We start from the raw sequence: 17,589 nt of genomic DNA, 5'->3' as shown, positions 1-17,589 counted from the left end.
ACCACGTATCGCCGGGCCATCCGGCATGGTGATTTTCGGCGTCACGGGTGACTTGGCGCGCAAAAAGCTCCTCCCTGCCATCTACGACCTGGCCAACCGAGGGCTGCTGCCCGCCGGCTTCACGCTGGTTGGCTACGGCCGCCGCGACTGGGACAAGCAAGCCTTTTGCGACTACGTCCGCGAGGCTGCCGAAGCGGGTGCCCGAACCACCTTCAGTGAGCATGTGTGGGAGCACCTCGCCAAAGGAATCGAGTTTGTCCAAGGCAACTTCGACGACGCTGGCTTTGATAAGCTCTCCGCCCGGTTGTCTGAGCTCAACGCTTCCCGCGGCACCGGCGGAAACTGGGCCTATTATCTTTCGGTTCCGCCAGAGTTCTTCTCCGATATTTGCCACCAGCTAGAGCGCGTCGGTATGGCGGACAGCACGGAAAGCTCCTGGCGCCGCGTCATCATTGAAAAACCTTTCGGCCACGATCAGGCTTCCGCGCGCCAGCTCAATGAGATCGTCAATGCCGTCTTCCCGGAGTCTTCGGTGTTCCGCATCGATCATTACCTGGGCAAGGAAACGGTGCAAAACATCATGGCGCTGCGCTTTGCCAACCAGATCTTCGAGCCGATGTGGAACGCGCACTACATCGATCACGTGCAGATCACGATGGCCGAAGACATCGGATTGGGCGGACGTGCCGGCTATTACGACGGCATCGGCGCTGCGCGCGACGTCATCCAGAATCACCTCCTGCAGCTATTAGCCCTCGTCGCCATGGAGGAACCCTCCTCCTTCGACCCAGAGGCGCTCCAGGCGGAAAAGATCAAGGTGCTGCGCGCCACCAACGCGGTACACCCGCTCAACAAGACCACCGCCCGCGGCCAGTACTCCGCCGGCTGGCAAGGCTCAGAGTATGTCAAGGGCCTGCGGGAGGAGGAAGGATTCGATCCGGAGTCCACGACGGAGACCTATGCCGCGTGTACCCTCGAGGTCAATTCCCGTCGCTGGGCGGGCGTTCCTTTCTACCTACGTACCGGCAAGCGGCTGGGCCGCCGCGTAACCGAGATTGCACTGGTGTTTAAGACCGCCCCGCACCAGCCTTTTGATCAGGGCCAAGCCGATGCGCTGGGACAGAATGCCGTGGTGATCCGCGTCCAACCTGATGAAGGCGTCACTATGCGCTTTGGTTCCAAGGTTCCGGGCTCCACCATGGAGGTGCGTGACGTCAACATGGACTTCGCCTATGCCGAGGCCTTTACGGAAGAATCGCCGGAAGCCTATGAGCGCCTGATTCTCGACGCCCTCTTGGACGAGTCCTCCCTCTTCCCCACCAACGAGGAAGTGGAGCTGTCGTGGTCCATCCTCGACCCCATCATTGAGTACTGGTCCAGTATCGGACAGCCGGAGCAATACCGCGCTGGCACGTGGGGGCCGGAGTCCGCTAATAGAATGCTGCGCCGCCGGGGTCATTCCTGGCGCCGTCCGTAGGTCCTTAGGAGGAATGGCCTTATGATTATCCCCTTGCCCGATACGACGACGCGCAAGATCTCTAAGAAGCTTGTAGAGATGCAGGAGCACTACACGCTCACGACCGGCCGGGTCCTCACGCTCATCGTCATGACCGAAGAGGGCGATGACCTGGACAACCTACTCGCTTCGGTGCGCGATGCCTCCCACGAGCACCCTTCCCGTGTCATCGTCATCGCTACTGGAAATCTCGGCGAGGACACTCGGCTCGACGCCGAGTTGCGCGTCGGTGGCGAAGCGGGTGCCTCGGAGATCGTCGTCATGCACCTGCATGGCGCCCTCGCGGATCAGGCAGAAGCGGTGGTAACTCCCCTGCTTCTTCCAGATACGCCAATCGTGGCGTGGTGGCCTACGGCATGCCCGCCGTCCCCGTCCTCTGTTCCGATCGGTGCGCTGGCCCAGCGCCGTATTACCAACGTTGCCTTCGGCAGTGGCGTCGATCAGTATGACCTCCACGTGCTCTCCTCTGGCTATAAGCCCGGAGATTCCGACATGTCGTGGGGTGCCATCACCCTCTGGCGCGGTATCGTCGCTTCGGCCCTCGACAGGTTCCCGCACGAGCCGATCACCTCTGTGAAGATCTCCGGTGCCGAGCACCACGCCGCCGTCGACTTTGCTGCCGGCTGGCTTCTCGACGCCCTCTCCGTCCCCGTTACCCGTACCGTGTCGGACTGCGCGGAGGGTACCTTCCCGATTACCTCGGTGGTTTTCCAACGTCCCACTGCCGATGTTAGCGTCACTGTCGTTGACCCTGCGACAGTGGAGGTCAGTGTTCCGGGCTCCCCGGAATCACTCGTTAGCCTCGCGGTGCGTTCCGAAGCAGAAGTGCTCTCGGAAGAACTCCGCCATCTCGATGCGGATAAGACATACGCTCACGCTCTCCGCGCCTTAGCCCGCGTGGACTACAGTGTGTAGGCATAATCATTTCATCGTTTCCTAGTCTCATCATTCAGAAGGATCTTTCTGCACCATGGTCACGCTTCGCCGCGTTAGCGACATCGACGAGCTCATATCCTCCGCCGCACTCGCCTTTATTGAGACGGTTGCGGCGATTCAAGCCCCAGGCGGCGGCCTCCACAAGGATGGTGTCGCCCGCGTCGTGCTCACCGGTGGCGGAGCAGGAATCGGCATGCTGCGCGAGCTGGCACGGCTTCACGACGCCGCTCAACAGCAAGGCAGCGACTACCCAGCATTGGCGGTGGACTGGACGCGCATCCATGTTTTCTTCGGCGATGAGCGCAACGTGCCGGTAAGCGATCCGGACTCTAACGAGGGCCAAGCCCGTGAGGCTCTCTTGGCACACGTGGATATCCCGGAGCGCCACATTCACGGCTATGACTTGGGAGCCGTATCCATGGAGCACGCAGCACAAGCCTATGAGGGCGAGATCCGTGACTTTGCGCCGGAAGGCTTCGATATTCACCTGCTGGGCATGGGTCACGAAGGCCACATTAACTCCCTGTTCCCGCATTCAGAAGCGGTCTATGAAGACACCGACTATGCCTTCGCGGTCCACGACTCCCCCAAGCCGCCTTCTGAGCGCGTTACGTTGACTTACCCGGCCATCAACCGCTCCCAGCGCATTTGGTTCCTGGTTTCCGGTGAGGAGAAGGCCGAGGCTGTCTCCCACCTCGTGGCTGGCGCTGCGGCTGAGGACTGGCCGGCCGCAGGTGCTCAGGGCACTGAGGAAACGCTGCTGTTCTTAAGCGACGATGCCGCGCAGCGTCTCTAACAACAGCTCCCCGGCGGCTTCTCTAGGGCCGCCAATGAAAACTACAACGCCGCGTCCTTCACCTTTATTGGAGGAGGGACGCGGCGTTTGGCGTATGTGCGGCGGGGCCGAAAGACCTTTTAGCTATAAGCCTGCAGCAGGTTCAGAGCCACGATGCAGGCAAGCCAGATAACCACCATGACCACGGTGTAGCGGTCAAGGTTCTTCTCTACCACGGTGGAACCAGAGAGGTTGGACTGCACGCCGCCGCCGAAGAGGCTCGACAGGCCACCACCTTTACCTTTGTGCAGCAGCACGAAGATAGTCATCAAGATTGCGGCAATCACGAGGAGGATTTCCAGTGCCAAGATCATGAAGTAGTTCCTTGTTTACGCGTATGTACAGTGAGTATGACGCGCGTTAGTGAATCACCGTGGTGAGCCACCGTCACGCGTGGAAAAAAGGGCGCGAAGACAGCGCGCGCAATAATCCTCGATGATACACCACGTGACGGGCCAGAAACTATTCCGACCCGCCACGGCAGGATGCGGGGAGATTAGGCGCCCTGGGCGGCGTTAGCCGCCAGCTTTGCGAACTCCTCGCCCTTGAGGGAGGCGCCGCCGACGAGACCACCGTCAACGTCGGGCTTGCCCACGATCTCCGCGATAGAGTCCACCTTGACGGAGCCGCCGTAGAGGATGCGGATGCCTTCGGCAACCTCGTCGCCGCCGAGCTCGCGGACGAGCTGACGAATAGCTGCGCACACTTCCTGTGCATCCTCAGCGGAAGCAACCTTGCCGGTGCCGATAGCCCAGACAGGTTCATAAGCGATGACGGTCTTTGCCAGATCCTCAGCGGACAGGCCCTCCAGGGAGTTGCGGGTCTGGGTCACCACGTAATCGACGTGAGTGCCCTTCTCGCGGACATCCAAGGGCTCGCCGACACACACGATGGGGCTGATACCGTTGGCCAACGCCGCTGCGGCCTTTTCTGCGACGAGCTTATCCGTTTCGCCGTGGTACTCGCGGCGCTCGGAGTGGCCCACCACTGCCCAGGAGCAGCCCAGGGCGGAGAGCATCTTGCCGGATACCTCACCGGTGTAGGCGCCGGACTCGTGCTTGGAGATGTCCTGCGCGCCGTAGGTGAACTGCAGGTCGTCGCCGTCGACAAGCGTCTGGACCGTGCGAATGTCGGTGAACGGGACCATAAAAGCCACGTCGACCTTTTCGTAGTATTCCTTCGGCAAGGAGAAAGCGAACTTCTGCAGGGAGCCGATAGCTTCCTTGTGGTCGAGGTTCATCTTCCAGTTACCAGCGATAAGCGGGGTACGTGCCATGATTAGCCTTTCTCGAAGTCAGACTGTGTTGAGAGGATGGTTGATTAGGATTCCAGGACCTTGACGCCCGGCAGCTCCTTGCCTTCCAGGAACTCCAGGGAAGCACCACCACCGGTGGAGATGTGGGAGAAGCCGTCCTCGTCGAGGCCGAGCAGTCGGACGGAAGCTGCGGAGTCACCGCCACCCACGACGGTGAAGGAACCATTCTTGGCCGTGGCATCGATGATGGACTGCGCCACACCTGCGGTGCCCTTGGAGAAGGCTTCCATCTCGAAGACACCCATCGGGCCGTTCCAGAAGACGGTCTTGGAGGAAGCGATGACCTCATCGAACTTCTTCACCGATTCCGGTCCGATATCGAGGGACATCCATCCCTCCGGGATACCGTCGAGGCCCACAACCTTATTTTCTGCATCGGCATTGAACTCGGTGGCAGCGACGAGGTCGACCGGCAGGACGATCTTGTCGCCGAAGCGCTCCAGCAGCTCCTTGCAGTTGTCGATCTGGTCTTCCTGCAGCAGGGAGTTCTGGACGTTGTAGCCCTGTGCTGCCAGGAGGGTGTAGCACATTCCGCCGCCGATGATGACGTTGTCGGCCTTACCGGCAAGCGCCTCAATCACACCAAGCTTGTCGGATACCTTGGCGCCGCCAAGAACGACAACGTACGGGTGCTCTGGCTTCTCTGCTACCGCCGCCAGGGTTTCCACTTCCTTCTGCACGAGCTTGCCGGCGTAAGCAGGCAGGCGCTTAGCCACGTCGTACACGGACGCCTGTGCGCGGTGAACGACACCGAAACCATCGGAGACGAAAGCACCGTTGTCTGCAGCCAGAGCGACGAGTTCGTCAGCGAAGGCGCCGCGCTCTGCCTCGTCCTTCGAGGTCTCGCGTGGATCGAAGCGGACATTCTCCAGCAACAGGACATCGCCCTCGTTGAGACCGTTAGCGCGCTCGTGGGCGTCCTCGCCGCTGACATCCCCGGCGAGGGCGACATACTGATCCAGTGCCTCAGACAGAGCTTCTGCTACTGGGGCCAGCGAGTACTTCGGGTTGACCTCGCCCTTCGGGCGGCCCAAGTGCGCCGACAGGATGACCTTCGCACCGCCTTCAATCAAGGCCTTGATTGTCGGCAAGGAAGCGGTGATGCGGCCGGAGTCGGTGATGTTTCCTTCATCATCAAGTGGGACGTTGAAGTCAGAACGGACGAGGACGTGGCGGCCGGAGACGCCTTCTGCGAGCAGGTCGTCCAGAGTCTTGAAAGCCATGATGTTCTCCTTAAAAGTAGGTACTCAAGCTAAAGGTTAATGCTATTCAATGGGAAAGTGTGCTGGTTCCTTATAAACGACTATCGGCCCAGCGCACGCCACGAAATTATGGAGGGTGAGGCGTGGCGCATGGGCCGGTGTCTAGCCTGTGGAGCTGTCACAGGCGATCACAGCTTGGTTCACTGTGGTCATTCTAAAGAGTCAGCTTTAGAGCTTGGAGGCAACCAGGGAGGTGGTGCGCACGAGCTGGCTGGTGTAACCCCACTCGTTGTCGTACCAGCCAAGGACCTTGACGAAGTTGCCGTTGGAAACCTTGGTCATGCCCGCATCGAAGATGCAGCCGTGGGAGTCGGTGATGATGTCGGTGGAGACAATCGGATCCTCGGTGTAACCCAGGGTCTCGCCGAACTCGCCGGTGGCGGCTTCCTTGATAGCAGCGTTGATTTCCTCAGCGGTGACGTCGCGGGATGCCTGGAAGGTCAGGTCCGTGGCGGAACCGGTGATGGTCGGAACGCGCATTGCGTAGCCGTCGAGCTTGCCCTCCAGCTCTGGGAGAACCAGGGAGACGGCCTTTGCTGCACCAGTGGAGGTCGGAACCATGTTGACGGCTGCGGCGCGGGCGCGGCGCAGGTCGCGGTGCGGAGCATCCTGGATGCGCTGGTCACCGGTGTAGGCGTGGATGGTGGTCATCAGGCCCTTCTCGATACCGAACTTCTCGTGGAGGACCTTGGCCATCGGGGCCAGGCAGTTGGTGGTGCAGGATGCGGCGGAGATGACGTTGTGCTTCTCAGCGTCGTACTCATCGGAGTTAACGCCGTAGACGAAGGTTGCGTCGACGTTCTTGCCCGGAGCAGAGATGATGACCTTCTTGGCGCCGGCCTCAATGTGAGCCTTGGCGGCCTCACCATCGGTGAAGAAACCGGTGGACTCGATGACGATGTCGACGTTGTGCTCGCCCCAGTTCAGGTTCTTCGGATCGCGCTCTGCGGAGACTGCAATCTTGTGACCGTTGACGGTGATGGACTCGTCGTCGTGCTGGATCTCACCGTCGAAGCGGCCCAGAACCGAGTCGTACTTGAGCAGGTTGGCCAGGGTTGCGTTGTCGGTCAGGTCGTTGACTGCGACGACCTCGAGGTCATTGTTGCCCTGTGCGACTGCACGGAAGAAGTTGCGGCCGATGCGGCCAAATCCGTTGATACCTACGCGAATGGTCACTGTAATGTCTCCTCAAATAATCGAGTGAAGTTCTATCGTGGGGGCTTCCGAGACTTTGTCTTTATAGGCAGTGCGGTGGACCGTTCTTGCGGAACCGTTGCCCCTGCCACTTCCGTGACGTGCTCGGTGGTTTTCCCAACACGGCCGATAGTACCCACGGTTTCTGCATCCCGCAGTGCTCCTGCCGGTCCCCAACGCGAGTGGTCGCACGAGGCCAAAAAGAGGCGTATAGTGGTTGGGCCGTCGCAGAGAATTTGAGACAACCCTCGAGCTATACACCTGCAGTTATGCCCGTTTGTGTGGGATTATGTTGGGGACTTTCACTGCGGGGTGGGATATCTCACTAAAGCAAAAAAGAGCGGATTAATCCAAAAAGAAATGCGGCAACAGCCGCACGGAAATCGGGCGTGATACCCCGTCTAATGCCCGAACGGGCACGAGTAACTAGGACTCTTCGAAAAGATCCTCGGTGACGGCCTTCGTCGTATCTGGGACCCCAAGCTCCTTGGCACGCTTGTCCGCCATAGACAAAAGGCGCCGAATACGCCCGGCCACCGCATCCTTAGTCATTGGCGGATCAGCCAGGCGGCCGAGCTCTTCCAAAGAGGCCTCACGATGCTGCACGCGCAAGCGGCCGGCATCCGCGAGATGCTCCGGAACGTCATCGCCCAAGATGACCATCGCGCGTTCGACGCGTGCTGCAGCCGTCACGGCCGCGCGGGCAGAGCGGCGCAAGTTGGCATCATCGAAATTATCGAGACGGCGAGACGTATCGTGGGCTTCTCTCTGGATGCGCTTCTTTTCCCATGTCAGGCGCGTCTCTTGGGCGCCCATACGGGTCAGCAGCGCGCCAATGGCGTCGCCGTCGCGCACGACGACGCGGTCCGCGCCGCGCGTTTCCTTTGTCTTCGCCGCCACGCCCAAACGGCGCGCGCAGCCGACAAGAGCGAGTGCAGCCTCCTGGCACGGGCAGGTCACCTCAAGCGCTGAGGAGCGGCCCGGTTCGGTCAAGGAACCTTGCGCCAAGAAGGCGCCGCGCCAGGCTGCTTCATTATCGGCTACAGAACCAGAGATGACTTGTGGAGGCAAACCCACCACGGGGTGGCCGGAGCGTGTTACCAAACCAAGGCGTCTGGTCAGTTCCTTGGCACCGGTGGTGATGCGCACTTGCACGCGACTCTTCTTGGACGAAGCCGCGGGTCCAGCGACGTGGGTGCTGGCGGAAATCGAATAGAGCTCATCGAGTGCGGTGACGAGGCGGTTCGCTACGCTCTGCGACTCCAGTTCCACCTCGTACATCACGCGGTCCCCGGTGATGTGGAGTTCGCCAGCGAACCTGAGGATCGCGGCAACCTCCGCCGCGCGGGCGGACTGGCGCGGCACGGACACCGCCGTAAGTTCCTCCTTGACCTGATCGGTCAATGACGCAGACACCTCGTGCCTCCCCTTTCAACTCGTGGACGTAGCGCACCGCGCAGATTGGCGTGGGCGAGACGCGGCGGTGAACGATGAATGCCCCATAGTCTATCGCGCGCTTAACCGCGATGAGCGTCTGGGGCTCCCGCTGTGCCATCGCGATTGGCGGCATACTCGGCGTAAAGCTCGGTGAGCACCTGCGCCAGCTTGTCTGGGCAGTGCTTATTAATCGACCTTCCGTCCTCATCGTATTGGCACACGTCTCGGAAGACTGCCGTAGCGCCCAGAACACTGGCGGCGCGCTGAACAAAGACGCGCTCCGACTCGTTCGGAAGCCCGGATGCATCAACGATAACGCGGTCTACCCGCAGGCTCGGGGCGTGCTGCGCTAGGACATGCAGGTGGCGCTCGGCAGAAAAACCTTGGGTCTCACCCGGCTCAGCAGAAAGATTGAGCACCACCACGCGGAGAGCATCCGACGAGGTAATCGCGTCGACGATATCCGGCACCAGGACGTGTGGAAGAACGGAACTAAACCAGGAACCAGGACCTAGGGTGATCAGGTCCGCGTCGTGCAGCGCGCTAATAGTTTCCGGGTTGGCCCCAGGCTTCTCCGGAATGATGCGCACCCGGCGCACCTGCCCCACGGTCGATGCAACAGCCACCTGGCCGCGAACCGAGCGAATGATACGGGGGTCGTCGTCAAGCCCAGAAACATCCGCCTCAATCTCCAGAGGTAAGTTCACGGCTGGCAGTACCCGGCCGGCTGACTCCGTCAAGCGTGCAACGGCATCGAGAGCGGCCTGGAAATCCCCCAACACCTCAGTGAGTCCAGCGATGAGGAGGTTGCCCACGGCGTGGCCGGCCATCGCACCGGTGCTCTGAAAGCGATGCTGAAGCGTCTCGGCCCACAGCTGGCCTTCCTCCGTATCGCTGGATAAAGCGGCGAGCGCCATGCGCAAATCACCTGGCGGAATAATGTCCATCTCGCGGCGCAACCGGCCGGAAGAACCGCCGTCATCGGCCACGGTGACGATGGCAGAGATTGCCTCCGCGCCCGTGCGGCGAGCAGCGAGCAAGGTTTGATAAAGACCATGGCCGCCGCCCAGGCTAGCCATGTGGAGTGGGAGAGTCGTCACGTAAGTACTAGCTTTCAGTCATGTAATAAAAGGAATGAATACGAATCTTCTCGATACGTATCGCGCCTAGTCGCGGGCGATGTCTCGGTGCAGGGTGCTCACGTCCAAGTCTCCGCGCTCGCTAAGGCGGCGGGCGATCTCTTCCGTGACGGCCACGGAACGGTGGTGCCCACCCGTGCAACCAATGCCTACGGTGATGAAATTCTTCCCCTCGTGGCGATACCCCGTGAGCATCGAGTCCAACATGTCGATGAAGCGCTCGATAAAAGGCTCAGCGGCGTCTTGGGACAGAACGTAATCCGACACCGGCTCATCGGTGCCTCGGTAGCCCCGCAGTTCCGGTACCCAGTAAGGATTGGGAAGAAAACGGACGTCGACGACAAGGTCAGCGTCCCGCGGAGAACCATGCTTGAAGCCGAAGGACTGGAGCGTGACGTGCTGGCGTTCCCCGCGCATGTCACCGAAGGCAGCCTCGATGGCACGGCGTAGGTCATGAACAGACAGGTTCGTCGTGTCGATGATAATGTCCGCACGCACACGAATGGATTGCACGGCGGCGCGCTCGCGTTGGATGCCGGCCTTCAGCGTTTCACCGTCCTGCAGCGGGTGCGTGCGACGCACCGAATCGAAGCGGCGAATCAGCACGTCATCGCGCGCATCGAGGAAAAGCAGGGTCGGCTTCATATCCAGCTGCTCTAGTTCGTCCAAGGTTTCTGCCAAAGAACCAGGGAACATGCGGGAGCGTACGTCGGTGACCGCGGCGATCTTCGTAACTGGAGAATCCGGACGCGCACACAGCTTCAAGAGGTCAACGATGGCCTTCGGCGGGATGTTGTGGGCGACGTAGTAGCCCTTATCCTCCAACACTTTTGCCGCCGACGTCAGGCCGCCGCCCGACATGCCGGTAATCAAAATGGGCGGAGAATCAAACAACGTCATGGCCTCCATTCTTACCACTTAAGTGGTTGCCACGGTAGGAATCCTGTCTAGGAATACGGTGGGAATCCCTCCTAAGAGTCGTGAAGGTGATCAAAGACGGTCTGAGCTAGTTTGGGGCCGAATCCCTTCACCTCAGCAATGTCCTCCACGCTTGCTTCCTTGAGCTTCTTTACCGAGCCGAAGTGCTTCACTAGGTCCGTGCGACGCTGCGGCCCCAAGCCCGGGACCGCGTCGAGGACGGAGGAGCGCATCCGCTTTGAACGCTGCTGGCGGTGATAAGAGATAGCTACGCGATGGGCCTCGTCGCGCAGGTGCTGCAGTAGAAACAGCGCCTGCGAATTGCGCGGTAGAATCACCGGTTCGTCATCACCAGGCACCCACACCTCCTCTAGGCGCTTGGCCAGACCGATGAGTGTCACATCGACGATGCCGAGCTCATCAAACACAGCTTGCGCGGCTGCCACCTGCGGCGCGCCGCCATCAACGATGAAGAGCTGAGGCGGATAAGAGCTGCGTTTGGTCTGGCTCGCCGCCTCTTCGCGCACCAACTCCTCAGCGAAGGTGGTGTTCTCTAGCTCTTCGTCAGGCACCGCCCGCTTATCGTCATGGTGATGCTTAAACCGGCGGCGGGTGACTTCGGCGATGGAACCGACATCGTCCGAGCGGCCATCGCCCGCCGCTTCCTTGATGCGATAACGCCGGTAGTCGGACTTACGGGGCAGCCCATCCTCGAAAACCACCAGGGAGGCCACAACATCGGTGCCCTGAATGTGGGAGATATCCGTGCACTCGATGCGCAACGGCGCGGAATCCATGCCCAGTGCTTCCTGCAGCTCCTGGAGTGCGGCGGAGCGCGCAGTGAGGTCGCCAACGCGCTTGAGTTTGTGCTGTTTCAGTTGCTCTTTGGCATTGCGCTCGACGGTCTCCATCAACGCGCGCTTATCCCCTCGCTGCGGAACGCGCAGATCGATCTGGGCGCCACGCAGCTCCTCCAAAACGATCTTGACCTCATCGGCTTCGTCGGGCAGTTCCTGGACCAAAATCTCCCGCGGAATAGCGTTTCCACGATGCTCCTCGGCATGGGATTCCTGGTCCACTCCCCTACGCTCCAACTTCGCGTCTTCTTCAGCCTCTAGGCGCTGGCGTTCTGCCGCGTCAGAATAGAACTGAATGAGGAAGTTTTGGATCAAAGCCGGCAGACCAGGATCTGGCTCGCCTTCGCGCACCGCGTCAGTCGTTGCCTGATCTCCGGAACGCTCCACAACCCAGCCGCGCTGCCCGCGGATGCGTCCCGAACGCACATGAAAGATCTGAACTGCAGCTTCCAATTCATCCGAGCTAAACGCAATGAGGTCCGCATCCGTGCCATCAGGCAACACCACTGCCTGCTGCTCCATCAACTTGTCGATGGCACCCAAGTCATCGCGCAGGCGGGCCGCCAACTCAAACTCCAGGTTCTCCGCGGCCTCCTCCATGCGCTGCGTGACCCGCTTGCGAACGGGTGCGGTGTTACCGTTCATGAAGCTGATGAGTTGGTTAACCGTATCGCGATGTTCTTCCGGGCTAACGCGGCCGATGCAGGGGGCATCGCACTTGCCGATATACCCCAGCAAACAGGGCCGCCCCAAGCGCTCGTGGCGGTTGAACACACCCTTGGCGCAGGTACGCATGGGAAAGATGCGAGTGAGAAGATCCAGGGATTCACGCACCGCCCAGGCATGGGAATAGGGACCGAAATAGCGCACGCCTTTGCGGCGTGGGCCCCGGTAGAAAAACGCACGCGGAATGGTCTCCCCAACGGATACCGCGAGCATGGGATAAGTCTTATCATCGCGGTACATCACGTTAAAGCGCGGATCGAAGCGCTTAATCCACGTGTACTCCAGCTGCAGCGCTTCCACCTCGCTGGCCACCACGGTCCATTCCACCGAGGCCGCCGTCAGCACCATCTGGCGAGTGCGCGGGTGTAGTTGAGTGATGTCCTGGAAGTAATTGGATAACCGCGCCCGCAGGTTCTTTGCCTTGCCCACATAGACGACCCGGCGGTTCTCATCACGGAACTTATAAACGCCCGGATCTGTAGGGATGCTTCCGGGCGCGGGACGGTACTGAGAGGGATCAGCCACTAGTCATCCTGCGGCATGTAACGGGCTTCTAGGTCGCGGAAAGAGCGGACATTGGTGATCACGTCGTCCTTATCGCCCGACTGCAGGGCCCAGACCGGCACGTATTCAAAGTCCGGAAGCTCGATGCGCGCCATGCGGGAGCCTTCGGGGAAGGACAAGCCGTAGATGACCTGCCACGGGTAGAAACGGGTTCCCACGATATTGCGGACCTCCACCCCGTCGGAGTTCGCGCGCAGCCGCGGGCGAGTCAGCGCCAGCCAAGACAAAATGGAAATTACCACGCCGACGCCGGGAAAAGCGAACTTATCAATCGTCGTCACCGTCGCGCCGGTAAAGGACAGACCCACCGTAAAGCCCATGAAAAGGTGCGCGGCCATAACGAGAATGATCCAGATGATGGCCACCTTGCGCAGGTAGGGAGAGGTAACTTCATACTCCCAGGGCTTGGACGACGTCTGGGCGAAAGGATCCGCGCTGGTATAGGCCAGCATTTGCTCATCACTCATGCTGCGGCCTGCTCCCCCGGCCGCCATCGACGCAGCCGGCTGCGAAGAGGCGGAGGACTGGTTGGCATGGGCCGACTGTGCCCGCTCTTCGTGCCCGGAAGGCACCTGTGAGTCCGTCATCGAGTTTTCCATCTCCTCATCACTCCGCTGAGGCAGGCCACTCCCCCTGCCGGATACGCCAGGCGGCGTGGTTGCACTTGGCAGCCTACTTTTGGTTTGACTCGTTCAGTGTACGCAACGTGTGCACGGTTTCTAAAGCTGCGTGCATGGCCTCGGCACCTTTATCCTCTTCAGAGTCCGCAAAGCCGGCGCGATCGACGGCTTGCTCGTAGTCGTTGACCGTCAGCACTCCATTGGCCACCGGGGTCGACTCATCGAGCGCGATGCGCGTCAGGCCCTGCGTCACGGAATCGCAGACGTAATCAAAGTGCGGGGTGCCACCACGAACAACGCAGCCCAACGCAACCACGGCATCATGGGTGCGCGCGGCGGCTTGGGCCACGACGGGCAGTTCGAGGGCCCCGACCACGCGCAGGGGCGTGACCGCGGCGCCGGCGGCTTCGGCAGTCTCGAGTGCTCGACGATGCAGCTGATCACAGATCTCTGCGTTCCACGTTGCGGTAACGACGGCGACGCGGATACCTTCCCCGGAGACATTGTTCGGGGTGGGCAGGCCTTCCTTGCTCATAGTGTGCTCCTTGTGCTCAAAGCTTGATACTCAATGCGTGATGGTTAGGGGCGCTGAAGCGCTTCATCCCAACTCTAGGAGTGTTTCTGATCCCATTCGGCTACCTGGGGCAGATCATGCCCCATTCGGTCACGCTTGGTGCGCAGATAGCTGATGTTCTCCGCTGTGGCGGGGGTAGCCAGCGCTGTGCGCGCGGTGGCATCAATGCCGAAGCCTTGCAGCCCCTCGCCCTTGTGCGGGTTATTGGTCAAGAGGTTCACGGACTTCACGCCGACGTCGCGCAGGATTTGTCCGGCCACGGAGTATTCGCGTGCATCCTCCGGCAGGCCCTGCTCCACGTTGGCATCAACGGTATCGAGGCCTTCGTCCTGCAGGCGGTAGGCCTTGAGCTTGTTGACCAGGCCAATTCCGCGCCCCTCCTGTCCACGCAGGTAGATGACGATGCCGCGTCCCGCTTCTTGCACCGCACGGAGGGATTCCTGCAGCTGCGGACCGCAATCACAGCGCTGGGAGGAAAAGACGTCACCTGTAAGGCACTCAGAGTGTACGCGAACGGGCACATCCTCGGCACCGGAATAGCTTTCCACGTCACCAACGAAAAGGGCGATATGCTCGCGCTTGTCGACGTCATTCGAATAACCTACCGCGCGAAACTCGCCGTACTCGGTGGGCAGGCGAGTTTCGACTTGGCGGTGAACCTGCTGTTCGTTGCGGCGACGCCACTCGATGAGCTGCTCAATGGAGATCATCGTTAGCCCGTGGGCGTCGGCAAAGCGGCGCAGCTCCGGGGAACGCGCCATGTCCGTGGGATCCTCTTCAGAGACGATCTCACAGAGCACGCCAGCTGGGCGAAGGCCTGCCAAGCGAGCCAGATCGATGGCGGCTTCCGTGTGCCCGTCACGTTCGAGCACGCCATTCGGGCGCGCGGCGAGCGGGACCACGTGTCCGGGTCGGGTAAATTCCGAGGGCTTAGAGGAGGGATCGGCCAACCTGCGGATAGTTTCGCAACGTGAGGTGGCAGAGATACCAGTGGAACCATTAGCCAAGTCCACCGTGACGGTGTAGGCGGTCTGCCGTACGTCCTGGTTCACCGCGAACATTGGGGGTAAGTTCAAACGCTCGCAGTCTTCTGGGAGCAGCGGTGCGCAAATGTAGCCGGAGCTGTAGCGCACCATAAAAGCCACGAGCTCCGGGGTAGCGAGCTCAGCGGCAAAAATGAGGTCACCTTCGTTCTCCCGGTCCTCATTGTCCACGACGACGACCGCCTTGCCGGCCGCGATGTCCGCGATGGCTTGGTCGACGCTATCTAAACTAAAAGCTGAATCTGCAGCGCTCATAAGGACTTACTCTATCCTTCCGTGCCACTGGCGGAGGCGTTGGGGTGAACCATTTTCTCCACATACTTTGCAACCACGTCTACCTCGAGGTTGACGCGAACACCTGGCGCCATCGAACCAAACACGGTATCGCGCAGCGTGGTGGGAATGAGAGAGACTTCGAAATAGCTCTCCGCGTCGGGCTCTCCCTGCCCGTCTGACAAGGCCGATACCGTCAGGGAGGTTCCCTGCACCGCGATCGAACCCTTCTCCACCACGTAGCGCTCCAGCTCGGCCGGCAGGCTAAAGCGCAGCACCTCCCAGTGCTCCGACGGCGTGCGGCTCAGCAAGGTCCCGGTGCCATCGACGTGCCCTTGCACAATGTGGCCACCCAAGCGCGTCGTCGGGAGCACCGCACGCTCGAGGTTGACCGGCGCGCCCACTTCGAGTTCGCCGAGGGAACTGCGGTTCAAAGACTCCTTCATGACATCTGCGATGAAGGTTCCTTCTCCCAACTCAGCAACGGTCAGGCACACGCCGTTGACCGCGATGGAATCTCCCAGTTGGGCGTCCCCCAGCACGATGGTTGCGGCGATGCCGAGGCGCACGGCATCACCCTGCGGCTCCACGCTATCGACGTGGCCAATTTCTTCAACGAGTCCAGTAAACATAGCCAGCACTCCCCTTCCCTATCTTTTAACCTTTGAGCTTTCTATATTCCACGAGCAGGTCCTCGCCTAGCTCGGTAACCGCCACGCGCTGCCACCTCTCAGCCTGGGCCAGATTCTGGGACAGAGCACGAGTGAGAACTCCTCTGCCCTCGCCGAGAATGACGTTGCCCAGGTAGGCCTGAATACGCTCGACGTAGCCCAACTCCATGAAGCTGGTGGCTAGCCCTGCGCCGCCTTCGACAAGGATGTCTCGCGCGCCGCTGGCGTACAGCTGATCTAGTGCCTCCTGCGGCGTGGAATAGTGCTCGAAGCCTAGCTCGACCAGGTTACTAGCCCCGCCCCGGCTAACATCGCGGGAACCGATGACAACGCGCCGCGGTTGCCGCTCACGCAATGAACCATCGGGGTAGCGCGCGGTCAGCGATGGATTATCCGCTAACGCCGTGGCCGTTCCGATAAGGATGGCATCGCGCTGAGCTCTATCACGATGCACGTGCTCGCGGGCCCGCTCTCCGGTAATCCACTGGCTACTGCCATCCGCGGCAGCGGTGAAACCATCCAGGCTCTGTGCAAATTTGAGCGTGACGTGCGGGCGGCCGAGACTCACCGCGCTCAACCACGGTTCGAGCGCATCGTCCACGCCCTCCGCCGGCGCGAGCTGTCCCACCGTGACTCCGGCGCGGCGCAGTGTTGCTGATCCGCCCCCGGCTTGTGGGGTGGGGTCCGGGTGGAGGTAGTACACGGCGGCCACGGAGGCATCGATAAGCGCCTGCGCGCACGGGCCCGTACGACCCGTGTGATTGCAGGGCTCCAAGGTCACCACGGCGGTTCCACCGCGGGCCTTGTCCCCCGCATCGCGCAGCGCCATGACTTCAGCATGCGGCCCGCCCGGGGGCTGGGTGGCGCCGACGCCGGCGACCTGGCCGGCAGCATCGAGAATCACCGCGCCGACCGGCGGGTTCGGACTCGTCGTACCGCGAACCCGCTCGCCGGCCTCCATGGCGACGCGCAATGCTTGCGATAGGACAGCAGAATCGTGGCGTGGAATCACAGCGTGGCCAGTCGGCGCAGCTCCTCGACGGCCGCCGCCTTATCTGCTTGCTTGTAAATGGCCGAACCCGCGACAAAGGCATCACAGCCCGCCTCGGCGGCGGAGCGGATCGTCTCGGCAGAAATACCGCCATCAATTTCGATGAGGACATCGAGGCCACGCGCGTCAATGGCCGCGCGCAAGGTGCGCACCTTATCCAGCTGATCCGGCATGAAGCTCTGACCACCAAAGCCGGGTTCGACAGACATGACGAGAACCTCGTCGAAGTGCTCCAGCGCATCCAGCCAGGGCTCAATCGGGGTGCCCGGCTTGATCGAGAAGCCCGCGCGCACCCCTAGGTCCCGAATCCTGCGGGCCAAGGCGATGGCCGCGTCCTTGTCGGCCACGGCCTCGACGTGGAAGATGATGCAATCAGCGCCCGCCTTGGCGTAGGTTTCCACCCATTTCTCCGGCTCCTCGATCATGAGGTGAACGTCGAGGGTCTGCGAGGTAATCCCGTCCACCGTCGCGGTAATATCCGGGCCGAAGGACAAGTTCGGCACGAAGTGTCCATCCATGATGTCAACGTGGATCCAATCCGCGTTGGCCACTGCTTTGACCTCTTCGCCCAAGCGGGTGAAGTCGGCGGCCAGAATGGATGGGGAGATAATGGGAGCAGACGAGTGTGCAGACATGACACTCAGCCTAGTCCCTCACG

General features: G+C 61.1%; 17 protein-coding genes. 3 read left to right on the top strand and 14 right to left on the bottom strand.

Features of this window, described 5'->3' with window-relative positions:
* Nucleotides 1–25: 25 nt before the first annotated feature.
* From zwf to pgl, 3 genes are read left to right on the top strand one after another with little or no spacing between them, the layout of a single operon-like run.
* A complete protein-coding gene (gene zwf, locus HMPREF2932_RS10405; protein WP_369799708.1) occupies nucleotides 26–1,477 on the top strand; it encodes a glucose-6-phosphate dehydrogenase in 1,452 nt (483 codons plus the stop codon).
* A gap of 21 nt (nucleotides 1,478–1,498) precedes the next feature.
* The gene (locus HMPREF2932_RS10400) at nucleotides 1,499–2,431 is read left to right on the top strand and encodes a glucose-6-phosphate dehydrogenase assembly protein OpcA (protein ID WP_070681225.1); all 933 of its coding nucleotides are present in this window, start codon (nucleotides 1,499–1,501) and stop codon (nucleotides 2,429–2,431) included.
* 55 nt (nucleotides 2,432–2,486) lie between these two features.
* On the top strand, nucleotides 2,487–3,248 hold the full coding sequence (gene pgl, locus HMPREF2932_RS10395) for a 6-phosphogluconolactonase (protein ID WP_046649107.1): 762 nt from the start codon (nucleotides 2,487–2,489) through the stop codon (nucleotides 3,246–3,248).
* Between the two features lie 119 nt (nucleotides 3,249–3,367).
* On the opposite strand, the gene secG is transcribed toward pgl, so the two are convergent.
* The 14 genes from secG to rpe all read right to left on the bottom strand — a co-directional run bounded on the left by secG (nucleotide 3,368) and on the right by rpe (nucleotide 17,566).
* Entirely contained in the window at nucleotides 3,368–3,601 is a 234-nt protein-coding gene (gene secG / locus HMPREF2932_RS10390) for a preprotein translocase subunit SecG (RefSeq protein WP_046649106.1), read from the bottom strand.
* Nucleotides 3,602–3,783: 182 nt separating this feature from the next.
* Nucleotides 3,784–4,563 (bottom strand): triose-phosphate isomerase, encoded by a 780-nt coding sequence (gene tpiA / locus HMPREF2932_RS10385; RefSeq protein ID WP_046649105.1) that lies wholly within the window; start codon nucleotides 4,561–4,563, stop codon nucleotides 3,784–3,786.
* 44 nt (nucleotides 4,564–4,607) lie between these two features.
* Nucleotides 4,608–5,825, bottom strand: coding sequence for a phosphoglycerate kinase (gene pgk, locus HMPREF2932_RS10380; protein WP_046649104.1), 1,218 nt, complete (start codon nucleotides 5,823–5,825; stop codon nucleotides 4,608–4,610).
* 207 nt (nucleotides 5,826–6,032) lie between these two features.
* Nucleotides 6,033–7,040 (bottom strand): type I glyceraldehyde-3-phosphate dehydrogenase, encoded by a 1,008-nt coding sequence (gap, locus tag HMPREF2932_RS10375; RefSeq protein ID WP_046649103.1) that lies wholly within the window; start codon nucleotides 7,038–7,040, stop codon nucleotides 6,033–6,035.
* Nucleotides 7,041–7,484: 444 nt separating this feature from the next.
* Nucleotides 7,485–8,474 carry a DNA-binding protein WhiA gene (whiA, locus tag HMPREF2932_RS10370; RefSeq protein ID WP_046649102.1) on the bottom strand — a complete coding sequence of 330 codons (990 nt, stop codon included), beginning with the start codon at nucleotides 8,472–8,474 and terminating at the stop codon, nucleotides 7,485–7,487.
* A 101-nt stretch (nucleotides 8,475–8,575) separates the two neighbouring features.
* Nucleotides 8,576–9,574 (bottom strand): gluconeogenesis factor YvcK family protein, encoded by a 999-nt coding sequence (gene yvcK / locus HMPREF2932_RS10365; protein ID WP_046649101.1) that lies wholly within the window; start codon nucleotides 9,572–9,574, stop codon nucleotides 8,576–8,578.
* A gap of 87 nt (nucleotides 9,575–9,661) precedes the next feature.
* The gene (rapZ, locus tag HMPREF2932_RS10360) at nucleotides 9,662–10,543 is read right to left on the bottom strand and encodes an RNase adapter RapZ (RefSeq protein WP_071410104.1); all 882 of its coding nucleotides are present in this window, start codon (nucleotides 10,541–10,543) and stop codon (nucleotides 9,662–9,664) included.
* A 62-nt stretch (nucleotides 10,544–10,605) separates the two neighbouring features.
* On the bottom strand, nucleotides 10,606–12,660 hold the full coding sequence (gene uvrC / locus HMPREF2932_RS10355; RefSeq protein WP_070511746.1) for an excinuclease ABC subunit UvrC: 2,055 nt from the start codon (nucleotides 12,658–12,660) through the stop codon (nucleotides 10,606–10,608).
* On the bottom strand, nucleotides 12,660–13,286 hold the full coding sequence (locus HMPREF2932_RS10350) for a PH domain-containing protein (protein WP_070547346.1): 627 nt from the start codon (nucleotides 13,284–13,286) through the stop codon (nucleotides 12,660–12,662). Before HMPREF2932_RS10350 ends, uvrC begins: the two co-directional genes overlap by 1 nt.
* An 85-nt stretch (nucleotides 13,287–13,371) precedes the next feature.
* A complete protein-coding gene (gene ribH, locus HMPREF2932_RS10345; RefSeq protein ID WP_046649097.1) occupies nucleotides 13,372–13,854 on the bottom strand; it encodes a 6,7-dimethyl-8-ribityllumazine synthase in 483 nt (160 codons plus the stop codon).
* 74 nt (nucleotides 13,855–13,928) lie between these two features.
* Nucleotides 13,929–15,191, bottom strand: coding sequence for a bifunctional 3,4-dihydroxy-2-butanone-4-phosphate synthase/GTP cyclohydrolase II (locus HMPREF2932_RS10340; protein WP_071410103.1), 1,263 nt, complete (start codon nucleotides 15,189–15,191; stop codon nucleotides 13,929–13,931).
* 11 nt (nucleotides 15,192–15,202) lie between these two features.
* A complete protein-coding gene (locus tag HMPREF2932_RS10335) occupies nucleotides 15,203–15,841 on the bottom strand; it encodes a riboflavin synthase (RefSeq protein WP_071410102.1) in 639 nt (212 codons plus the stop codon).
* A 25-nt stretch (nucleotides 15,842–15,866) separates the two neighbouring features.
* Complete coding sequence (gene ribD / locus HMPREF2932_RS10330; RefSeq protein WP_084739023.1) at nucleotides 15,867–16,892, bottom strand: bifunctional diaminohydroxyphosphoribosylaminopyrimidine deaminase/5-amino-6-(5-phosphoribosylamino)uracil reductase RibD; 1,026 nt, start codon at nucleotides 16,890–16,892, stop codon at nucleotides 15,867–15,869.
* Nucleotides 16,889–17,566: a ribulose-phosphate 3-epimerase gene (gene rpe, locus HMPREF2932_RS10325; RefSeq protein WP_070681209.1), complete on the bottom strand. Its 678-nt coding sequence runs from the start codon at nucleotides 17,564–17,566 to the stop codon at nucleotides 16,889–16,891. Before rpe ends, ribD begins: the two co-directional genes overlap by 4 nt.
* Nucleotides 17,567–17,589: the final 23 nt, after the last annotated feature.

It is taken from the genome of Corynebacterium sp. HMSC074H12, from assembly GCF_001813755.1.
GTDB lineage: Bacteria > Actinomycetota > Actinomycetes > Mycobacteriales > Mycobacteriaceae > Corynebacterium > Corynebacterium hiratae.
The sequence above is the reverse complement of the archived record's forward strand: the minus strand, read 5'-3'. Positions and strand labels throughout refer to the sequence as shown.

Coding starts and splice junctions, on each gene's coding strand:
- HMPREF2932_RS10335 (WP_071410102.1), bottom strand. CDS start 15,841: ATGTTTACTGGACTCGTTGAAGAAATTGGCCACGTCGATAGCGTGGAG.
- zwf (WP_369799708.1), top strand. CDS start 26: ATGGTGATTTTCGGCGTCACGGGTGACTTGGCGCGCAAAAAGCTCCTC.
- tpiA (WP_046649105.1), bottom strand. CDS start 4,563: ATGGCACGTACCCCGCTTATCGCTGGTAACTGGAAGATGAACCTCGAC.
- pgk (WP_046649104.1), bottom strand. CDS start 5,825: ATGGCTTTCAAGACTCTGGACGACCTGCTCGCAGAAGGCGTCTCCGGC.
- ribH (WP_046649097.1), bottom strand. CDS start 13,854: ATGAGCAAGGAAGGCCTGCCCACCCCGAACAATGTCTCCGGGGAAGGT.
- yvcK (WP_046649101.1), bottom strand. CDS start 9,574: ATGGCTAGCCTGGGCGGCGGCCATGGTCTTTATCAAACCTTGCTCGCT.
- secG (WP_046649106.1), bottom strand. CDS start 3,601: ATGATCTTGGCACTGGAAATCCTCCTCGTGATTGCCGCAATCTTGATG.
- rpe (WP_070681209.1), bottom strand. CDS start 17,566: ATGTCTGCACACTCGTCTGCTCCCATTATCTCCCCATCCATTCTGGCC.
- HMPREF2932_RS10400 (WP_070681225.1), top strand. CDS start 1,499: ATGATTATCCCCTTGCCCGATACGACGACGCGCAAGATCTCTAAGAAG.
- pgl (WP_046649107.1), top strand. CDS start 2,487: ATGGTCACGCTTCGCCGCGTTAGCGACATCGACGAGCTCATATCCTCC.
- HMPREF2932_RS10350 (WP_070547346.1), bottom strand. CDS start 13,286: ATGACGGACTCACAGGTGCCTTCCGGGCACGAAGAGCGGGCACAGTCG.
- HMPREF2932_RS10340 (WP_071410103.1), bottom strand. CDS start 15,191: ATGAGCGCTGCAGATTCAGCTTTTAGTTTAGATAGCGTCGACCAAGCC.
- rapZ (WP_071410104.1), bottom strand. CDS start 10,543: ATGGAGGCCATGACGTTGTTTGATTCTCCGCCCATTTTGATTACCGGC.